Source organism: Aestuariivirga sp. (assembly GCF_020252395.1).
Lineage (GTDB): Bacteria > Pseudomonadota > Alphaproteobacteria > Rhizobiales > Aestuariivirgaceae > Aestuariivirga.
In genome coordinates, this window is the sequence record NZ_JADCDB010000013.1 from 1 (window position 1) to 8,897 (window position 8,897).

At 62.1% G+C, this 8,897-nt stretch carries 6 protein-coding genes, 1 tRNA gene and 3 pseudogenes; 5 read left to right on the forward strand and 5 right to left on the reverse strand.

Annotation, left to right across the window (positions count from 1 at the left end; genetic code table 11):
• Together IOC82_RS07635 and IOC82_RS07640 are read left to right on the forward strand one after the other, a co-directional pair.
• Positions 1-617: transposase (locus IOC82_RS07635; RefSeq protein WP_290545590.1), on the forward strand; the 617-nt coding region annotated here is incomplete at its 5' end.
• A 252-nt stretch (positions 618-869) separates the two neighbouring features.
• Positions 870-946: transfer RNA gene (locus IOC82_RS07640), tRNA-Met, on the forward strand.
• A gap of 94 nt (positions 947-1,040) precedes the next feature.
• Here IOC82_RS07640 and IOC82_RS07650 read toward each other — a convergent pair.
• The 3 genes and pseudogenes from IOC82_RS07650 to IOC82_RS07660 form a co-directional block, all read right to left on the reverse strand.
• Positions 1,041-2,593, reverse strand: a pseudogene (locus IOC82_RS07650) (type I restriction enzyme endonuclease domain-containing protein).
• Between the two features lie 42 nt (positions 2,594-2,635).
• Positions 2,636-3,661 carry a DEAD/DEAH box helicase family protein gene (locus IOC82_RS07655; protein ID WP_290545597.1) on the reverse strand — a complete coding sequence of 342 codons (1,026 nt, stop codon included), beginning with the start codon at positions 3,659-3,661 and terminating at the stop codon, positions 2,636-2,638.
• Between the two features lie 147 nt (positions 3,662-3,808).
• Positions 3,809-3,988, reverse strand: a pseudogene (locus IOC82_RS07660) (IS21 family transposase); the annotation flags it as partial.
• Here IOC82_RS07660 and IOC82_RS07665 point away from each other — a divergent pair.
• Positions 3,969-4,421, forward strand: a pseudogene (locus IOC82_RS07665) (integrase core domain-containing protein); the annotation flags it as partial. The pseudogenes IOC82_RS07660 and IOC82_RS07665 overlap by 20 nt on opposite strands.
• 107 nt (positions 4,422-4,528) lie before the next feature.
• Here IOC82_RS07665 and IOC82_RS07670 read toward each other — a convergent pair.
• Both IOC82_RS07670 and IOC82_RS07675 read right to left on the reverse strand, forming a co-directional pair.
• Positions 4,529-6,730 carry a xanthine dehydrogenase family protein molybdopterin-binding subunit gene (locus tag IOC82_RS07670; protein ID WP_290545593.1) on the reverse strand — a complete coding sequence of 734 codons (2,202 nt, stop codon included), beginning with the start codon at positions 6,728-6,730 and terminating at the stop codon, positions 4,529-4,531.
• Positions 6,731-6,733: 3 nt separating this feature from the next.
• On the reverse strand, positions 6,734-7,192 hold the full coding sequence (locus tag IOC82_RS07675) for a (2Fe-2S)-binding protein (RefSeq protein ID WP_290545594.1): 459 nt from the start codon (positions 7,190-7,192) through the stop codon (positions 6,734-6,736).
• A 253-nt stretch (positions 7,193-7,445) separates the two neighbouring features.
• Between IOC82_RS07675 and IOC82_RS07680 the strand changes: the two genes are divergently transcribed.
• Positions 7,446-7,844 (forward strand): hypothetical protein, encoded by a 399-nt coding sequence (locus tag IOC82_RS07680; protein ID WP_290545595.1) that lies wholly within the window; start codon positions 7,446-7,448, stop codon positions 7,842-7,844.
• Positions 7,845-8,010: 166 nt separating this feature from the next.
• Positions 8,011-8,897 (forward strand): IS5 family transposase (locus IOC82_RS07685; protein ID WP_290545596.1); only part of this gene is annotated, 887 nt, incomplete at its 3' end.

Consider the following 8,897-nt stretch of genomic DNA (forward strand, 5'->3'; position numbering starts at 1 on the left):
CCGGGATGGAGGAGCGCGGGCAGCGTAAACACGTCAGGCCTGAGGGTCCGCCTGACAAGGCACAGCGCAACTTCACCGATCCCGACAGCCGCATCCAGCCCACGCGGGACGGTTTCATCGCGGGTTACAATGCGCAGATCGCCATCGATCAAGACCATCAGATCATCATCGCCCAGCGCCTGGCGGGCAATCCCGCCGATTACGGCGCTCTCATCCCGCTGGTGGATCAGGCCAAGGCCAATCTGGGCTGCGCATTGCACGAGGTCTCAGGCGACAGTGGTTTTGCCACTGAGGCCAATCTGCAGGCCCCGGCGGAGCGCAAGATCAAGGCCTACCTGGCGCCAGGCCGCGCCAAGCACGGCCAGCCACACGCCGCCGGACAGCGCAGGCTGACCGGCAAACCGCTGATGGCCGCCATGGCCAAAAAGATCCGGAAGGCCGGCCGGTCGTCGCGCTACAGGCTACGAAAGCAGGTCGTCGAACCCGTCTTCGGTCAAATCAAGCACGCCAGAGGCTTCCGGCAGTTCCTCCTCAGGGGACTGAAGAACGTCAGAGCCGAATGGAGCCTGATCCGCACCGTCCACAACCTCTGCAAACTGGCCAAGGCCGCAACATGAGCCAGAACATCCCGCTGAACCCATTGCACAAATGCAACAAAAATCAGATTATCCGTACAGGCTCCGAGCGCAGCTGAAGTTCGCGAGGAACGTTGCTGGAGCCGTGTGCGCCATGCGTCGCAGCCATGATGAAGGCAACTGCAGCGCCGCGAGCGAGTGGCTCACGGAAATAGTCACATCAAACCGAAAAGAAAAGTGCCGTGAGGGGTTCACAAAGCCACTGCGCGTTGCTATATCGCCCTCGCGCAATGACGCGGGATGGAGCAGCCCGGTAGCTCGTCAGGCTCATAACCTGAAGGTCGTCAGTTCAAATCTGGCTCCCGCAACCAAAATCCCCAAGCAGGATCAATAGCTTGCAAAAAACCCCGCCAGCCTCCGCTGGCGGGGTTTTGTGTCATGTCCGCACTGTGTCCGTATTTGGGGTCATTCGGAAGCACGAACAAGCCATTCAGCTCGCTGCGCCCAGCTGGCAGAGAGCGCTTCCGCTTGGCGAAGGACGGTTTGCACGGCAGCGTCCTGAAGATCGGGCGGGTAGCCGTGCTTACGCAGAATGCGCTTCACCAAGACCCGAATCCGCGCCCGCGCACTTTCACGGTGTGACCAATCCACAGAAACGCTGCTCTTCAGACCAACCAGCAGTTCGTGCGCGATCACCTTAAGGGAATGTTGCCCATCAGTTCGACGGCACTCTCGCTTTCGGCCAAAGCATCATAGAAGGCGATCTCGTCCTGAGAAAGGCCTTCATCTTCACCGCGCCTGCGGGCGGCGCGGACTTCCTTGGCGAGGTCGATTAGTTCCTGCAACACCTCGACGGTGCTGATTGCGTTCGTGTGGTAGCGGGCGATAGCGGCTTCCAGTCGCTCGGAAAAGTGCTTGGTCTCGACCACGTTCGTTTTGCTGCGGGAGCGGATTTCATCGTTCAACAGCTTACGCAAGGCCTCAAGCGCGAGGTTTTTCTTTTCGAGCTGCTGAACCTCGGCGAGGAACTCGTCCGACAGGATTGAGATATCCGGCGTCGTGATGCCGGCGGCAGCGAGAATGTCCACGATCTCAGTTGAAACGACTGCCCGATCCAAGATCTGCTGGATTGCGAACTCCCGATCCGCACTGCTCTTTCCGGAGCCTTCTGCCGATTTTACGAGGGCGGCACGAACCGTCTGGAAGAAGCCTACTTCATCGCGGATGTCGCGGGCCTCATCGCTTGCGGAGGCCAAGGCGAATGCCTTGGAAAGCGCGAGCACTGCATCCTGATACCGACGGCTTTCGCGGCGCTTGCCGTCCTCGCTGGTTTCCTTGGCCGCGGCGTCGTGCTGGCGACCAAGTATCCATTCGATCGCTTCGGCAAGCACGACAAGGCGATGATGCGGCGTACCAGCCAAGCCTCGCGCATAATCGAAGCCGTGGTACATGGCCTTCACGGCCTCGTACTTCTCAAGCAGCACGGCAACCGCTTCGGCCTCATCGATTCCGGCCTGACGCTGATCCGAGCCGGAATACTGGCCGAGTGCATTTTTCAGGTTCTGGGCGATCCCGGTATAATCGACAACGAGGCCAGCGGGCTTATCGCGGAAAACCCGGTTCACCCTCGCAATAGCCTGCATCAGCCCATGGCCCTTCATGGGCTTGTCGATATACATTGTATGCATCGACGGAGCGTCGAAGCCGGTAAGCCACATATCCCTGACGATTACGAGCTTCAGCGTGTCCTTCGGGTCCTTGGCGCGCTTTGCCAAGAGATCGCGACATGCTTTCGTTCCGATGTGTGGTTGCCACCCCTGAGGATCGGCGGCCGATCCGGTCATCACAACCTTGATCGCGCCCGCGGCGTCGTCGTCGCTGTGCCAATCGGGCCGAAGCGCGATGATCTGGTTATAGAGCGCCACGCAGATGCGCCGGCTCATACAAACCACCATGGCTTTGCCATCCATGGCGGCGACCCGATTTTCGAAGTGCCGCACCAGATCGGCGGCAACCATCGCAAGGCGCTTCTCCGAGCCGACCAGTGCTTCAACGGTTGCCTATTTGCGCTTGATGCGCTCCTGCTCGGTCGTTGCCTCGTCTTCGGTCAGCTCCTCAATCTCGGCATCGATCTTTGGCTTCTCCTCGTCGGGCAGCTCGATGCGCGCAAGGCGGCTCTCGTAGTAGATCGGGACCGTGGCGCCGTCTTCTACTGCCCGGCCGATGTCGTAAACGTCGATGTATTCGCCGAACACGGCAGGCGTGTTCACATCGTCCTTTTCAATCGGCGTTCCAGTGAACCCGATGAAGGAGGCGTTCGGCAGCCCATCACGCAGATATTTCGAAAAGCCATAGGCCATCGCCCCGGTCTTCTGCTCGATGCGGGCCTTGAAACCATATTGGCTGCGGTGCGCCTCATCCGCGATGACCACAATATTGCGCCGTGCGGATAGCAACGGATAGGTCTGTTCCCCCGCCGCAGGCGTGAACTTCTGGATGGTGGTGAAGATCACGCCGCCGGCCGCGCGGTTGAGCACAGCCTTCAGATCGTCGCAGCTTTCCGCTTGCGCAGGCGTTTGGCGGATCAGATCCCGGCACATGGCGAAGGTGCCGAACAGCTGATCGTCAAGATCATTCCGGTCCGTGATGACGATGATCGTCGGATTCTCGAGATCCGGGTGGCGCACAAGTTGCCCGGCGTAGAAGGCCATAAGCAGACTCTTGCCCGACCCTTGCGTGTGCCAGATCACGCCAATCCGCTTGTCGCCCCGCGGATAGCCGGTGACGCCAGGAAGGCCGAAATCGGCAGGGTCCTCGGCGAAGCCACCGCCCCGGTTACCTGAAGAAGCCGGAGCTTCTTTGAAGGACAGCGCCCGCAAGGTGGAGGCCACCGCCCGTTTCACCGCATGGAACTGGTGGTAACCCGCGATGATCTTCGCAATACCCCTACCAGTTTCTCCAAACACAGTGAAATCGCGCAGAAGTTCGAGAAACCGTTGGCGGTCAAACACCCCTTCGACCAGAACGCTGAGCTCCGGCTGGCCCTTTTCGGCCACCGCCTTGCCGTCCGTGGTGCGCCAGGGCATGAAGCGCTCTTGATCGGCGGTCAGAGACTCTACGCGCGCCGCGATCCCATCCGAGGTGACAAGGACGGCATTCGTCCGGAACAGCGAGGGGATTTGGGCCTTATAGGTCTGAAGCTGGTTGTGGGATCCGCCGAGCGTGGCGTTCCCGCCGCCCAGCACTGCAAAGTTCTCGCTCCTGTCGTACTGGAAGGCCTCTCCCGGGCGGAAAGACAGCGGAACAAAGGTCCCGCGTCCCGTGGTCTGTTGCTCACGCTGACATTCTGCCTGCTACCCCCGCGCAAAGGCTGCCACCCGGCCATAAGAGCCGGTGAAGGCAAGCGATGTCACGGAGACGCTGACCATGGCGCTCGAAGCTGCAGGCCTCGACAGCATGCACGTCGTTTACCTGCCAAGGCTGTTGAGCGACAACGGCTCGTCCTACATCGCCGGTGACCTGGCGGACTGGCTCGCGACAAGCGGATGGATCATGTCCGCGGGGCGCCATTCCATCCCCAGATGCAGGGCAAGACCTAGCGCTGGCACCAGACGCTCAAAAAACCGCATCCTGCTCGAGAACTACCACCTGCCTGGCGATCTCAAGCAGAAGATCGGCGACTTCGTCGCCTACTACAATCATCTCCGCTACCATGAGAGCAACGGCAACCTGACGCCGGACGATGTCTACTTCGACCGCGATCAGACGATCCTGCTGGAACGAGAAGGGATCAAACGCGACACAATCAAGACCCGACGCTTGCAACACCGCGGCAAGGCCGCCTAACATCAAACCCAGATGCGCCAGATCCTCTCTTCGATCACGCGCCCGAACGTCTCAAATTATCTGACGACGGACACCCGGCCCCGGCATTTCAGACGGAAACGGTCAGGTTATGCCGTAAAGCCTTTCGAGAAGGGCAGCGTCCTTATCCGCTTCCTGGTGGCCTGATAGACTGCATTGGCCAGCGCCGGTCCGGCCGGCGGCACACCGGGCTCGCCGGCGCCGGTGGGCGGCCCCTCCGAGGGAACGATGTGAACCTCGACCTTCGGCATCTGCTCGATGCGCAGCGGCGTGTAACTGTCGTAGTTGCCCTGGTCGACGGCCCCGGCGGTGAGGGTGATTTCCTCGCCGAGGATCGAACTCAGGCCAAACCCGATGCCGCCTTCCATCTGCGCTGCGACCTGATCGGGGTTGATCGCCGTGCCGCAATCGACCGCGCAGACGACTCGCTCAACCTTGATCTGGCCAGGACTTGGAATGCTGATCTCGGCGATCTGAGCCACCACCGAGCCAAAGGACTCGGCGACCGCGACACCGCGGAAGCGGCCCTCCGCCGCGGGCTTGTCCCAGCCCGCCTTTTCCGCCGCAAGCTTCAGCGCCGCCATGTGGCGGGGGTGCTTGTCGAGAAGCTCGAGACGCAACGCCACGGGGTCCTTGCCCGCCGCCTCGGCCACTTCATCGAGGAAGGTCTCGACCGCATAGGCCGTGTGGGTGGAGCCGACGGCCCGCCACCAGAGAACGGGAACGCCCGCCTGCATGGTCGAGAGCCCCACAGCAACATTGGGAATGTCATAAGGCACGTTCGCCGCGCCCTCGACCGAGGTGAAGTCGACACCGTTCTTGACCGCCATGCCTTCAAACAGCGTGCCCGACATGATCGACTGCCCGACGATGTGGTTCGACCAGGCGATGATCTTGCCATCCTTGTCAAGGCCTGCCTTCATGGCATGGACATAGGCCGGTCGGTACCGCCCGCCGCGCATGTCGTTCTCGCGGGTCCACTGAACCTTCACGGGGCGTGACCAGGCGAGAGCTTTGGCGGTCTCAACCGCTTCCGCAACGACATCGGCGTCGAACACCGCGCGGCGGCCAAAGCCACCGCCGGTCTTCATGACATGCAGCTTCACCTTGTCGGGCGTCGTCCCGGCAATCTGCGAGCCGATATACTGGTAGAGATCGGGCATCTGGTGCCCGCCCCAGATCTCCAGCGTACCATCGGTCATGCTGGCCACCGCATTCAGCGGCTCGAGTGCCGCATGCGCCAGATAGGGGAACGAGAAGCTGGCCTCCAGCACCTTGCCGGCCGCAGCGAGGGCGCCCGCCGCATCGCCGTCGTTGCGGGCCACTGCGAGCGGCGCCGCCTTTGACTGTGTCTCATAGGCCACGAGGATATCGGCGGAGTTCCGCTGCTCGGCCTTGTCCTCGATCCACGCCACCGACACCAGGTCGCGGGCCTTCAGGGCCGACCACATGTTTTCGGCGACAACCGCGACGCCGCGCGATATCTGAACCGCGTCAACGAAGCCTTTCACGTCCTTCGCCTTCGATGCATCGAACGAAGCCACCGTGGCGCCGAACTTAGGCGGATGGATGATCACCGCCGTCGCCATGCCCGGCAGCTTCACGTCAATGGTGAACTGGGCGGAGCCATCGGTCTTCATGCGCGAGTCGTAGCGCTTCAGCCCGGCTTTGCCGATCTGCGTCCAGGCGGTGCGCGGCTTCAGCGGAACGGTTGCGGGCACGAGCAGTGCCGAGGCCGCCGTGACCAGTTCGGCGTAAGTCGCCGTCTTGCCCGATGGATGAGAAACAATGCCCCTGGCAGTGCTGACTTCGGAAACCGGCACGCCCCACGCTTTCGACGCTGCCTCGGCCAGCATCATGCGGAGCGCCGCACCCGCTGTCCGATAGCGTTCCCAGGATGAGGTCATCGAGGTCGAGCCGCCGGTGCCCTGGGCGGCGCCGCCCCAGGCCAGGTTGCCGAACGCCGCAACATCGCCGAAGCCGCCGACCACATTGATCTGCGCCCAGTCGGCGTCGAGTTCCTCGTTCACCAGCGTCGCAATGCCGAAATAGGCGCCCTGGCCCATCTCGAACTGCGAGGAGTAGATGGTGATCTTGCCGTCAGCGGCGATCGAGATGTAGGGATTGAACGGATGCGGCTTGGCGGCCTCCTGAGCCTGCGCCGACGATTGCCAGCGGAAACCGACCGACAGGACGAGGCCAGACGCCAGCGCGCCGAGCACCAAAGAGCGGCGGCTGGGCTTCACTGAAGCCAGTGGTGCAGAGAAAGTGTCAAAGAGCTTGGGGTACATGGCTCAGGCCTCCAGACGGCGGGCTGCTTCGTGGACGGCGGACCGGATGCGGGCGTAGGTCGCGCAGCGGCACAGGTTGCCTGACAGGGCTTCATCGATATCGGAGTCCTGGGGTTTCCGGTTCTGCTCGAGGAGCGCCACCGCCGACATGATCTGGCCGGACTGGCAATAGCCGCATTGCGGCACGTCAAGCTCGGTCCACACCGCCTGAACGGTCTCCGCCACCTTTCCGGACACGCCCTCGATGGTGGTGATCCTGCCGGCTCCAACATCGCCGATCGCCGTCTGGCAGGACCTGATGGGCTGGCCGTCAAGGTGAACAGTGCAGGCGCCGCACTGGGCCAGACCGCAACCGAACTTCGTTCCCGTCAGATTGAGCACATCCCGGATTGCCCAGAGAAGCGGCATGTCGGGTTCGGCATCGACCTCCCGGTCCTGGCCATTGATATTCACTTTGATCATGTGAACGATGCTCCCTTAGCTTTCGATGCCTCAAACGGCATAGTAGCGTAAGCGGGCCCCCGCAAGTCTGTCACGGAAACGTGAGGCCGCCGCCATCGCGCTTCGGACCGGCGTCGATTGCAGCCAACCCAGAGTGCTGCAACTCTCGCTCGGACAAAGGCTCCGCGAGCTCGATCTGGAAAGGCAACGCAATGACCTGAGTGGTCCCTCGTCCTCGGCCTCTTCCAGTTCGTCAAGCCAGTCTTCTGAGTCCTTGAAGGACGCCGATAAGGGCAACCAGAAACACGAACCCGCAGGCCCCACTCCCACCTACGGCGGCCCCAAGCCCATTCTCCTCGATCTCAACGGCGACGGCGTCTCGATCGGCGAGGTGTCGCGCTCTAATGTATTCATGGATTCGAACAATGACGGGCTGCTGCACCGCACCGCCTGGGCGGCGGCTTCACTCAACAAACCGGGAGAACTGTTCAGGCAAACGGGACAAGTTCTAAGTGAGCACGTAATTGGGATGAAGCACATTTGGTTTTCAGTGGTCGCCGCCGCCGCCTGTGGTCTAATTGGCGCCGGATGGTATTTTGGTCACTATGAGATCGCCGCGATTGCCGTTAGGATTATCGTCACATATGCCAGGCTTCGGCTTAGTCCCCCGTGAACAATTCCCAAGCCGTTGATTTGGGACTCTGATTGCGTCGCTCGAAGTCTCCGATTTTGCAGGAAAGCGGGCTGGTGGCAGTGATTTCCTTGCAAATTCGTTTTTCGATTCACTGTGGTCACGAAGCGTGATTCACTCCGTCGGGAGAACGGTGGAGGATTCGGCGATGAAGCCACGTGAGCGGCGCGAGACCGGCGAGATGGACCTGTTCTGGTCACGCCTCGACCAGATCATCAACATGAACCATGAGCTCGTTCGGCTGGCGAAGACGGTGTCGTGGGAGGCCATCGAAGCCCGCTGCGGCGAGGTCTACAGCGACGGGCCGGGCATGCCGCCCCTGCCCACGCGGCTGATGGCCGGGCTGGCGATCCTCAAGCATACGTTCAATCTCTCGGACGAGGATCTCTGCGCCCGCTGGGTGGAGAACCCCTATTTCCAGTTCTTCTGCGGCGATGCCTTCTTCCGGCACGATCTGCCCTTCGACCGCTCTTCGATGACCCGCTGGCGGCAGAGGATGGGCGAGGAGCGCATCATGTCCCTGCTGCAGGAGAGCCTGTCCGTGGCGGTGAAGACCGGGGCAATGCGGCCCGAGGACACCAGGCGGGTGATCGTCGACACCACGGTGCAGCCCAAGAACATCATGTTCCCGACCGACGCCAAGCTCCTGAACCGCGCCCGCGAGCGGCTGGTGGCGCTGGCGAAGAAGACGGGTCTCGACCTCCGCCAGTCCTATACGCGGGCCGGCACGTTCGCCCTGATCCGGCGCCAGCGCTATGCCCATGCAAAACAGTTCAAGCGCGCCAACAAGGCGCTTCGTACCCTCCGAACCTATCTGGGGCGTACCATTCGCGACATCACCCGCCAGATTGCAGGCGAGGACGAGCTGCAGGACATCTTCCGCAAGCCCCTCCACCTCGCCAGCCGCGGGCTGCGCGGCGTCAAGCTGGTCATCGCCGGCGACCACAAGGGCCTGCGGGCAGCGGCGCGCCGGGTCTTCAACGCAACCCACCAGCGCTGCCGGATCCACTGGATGCGGAATGCTCTGGCGCACGC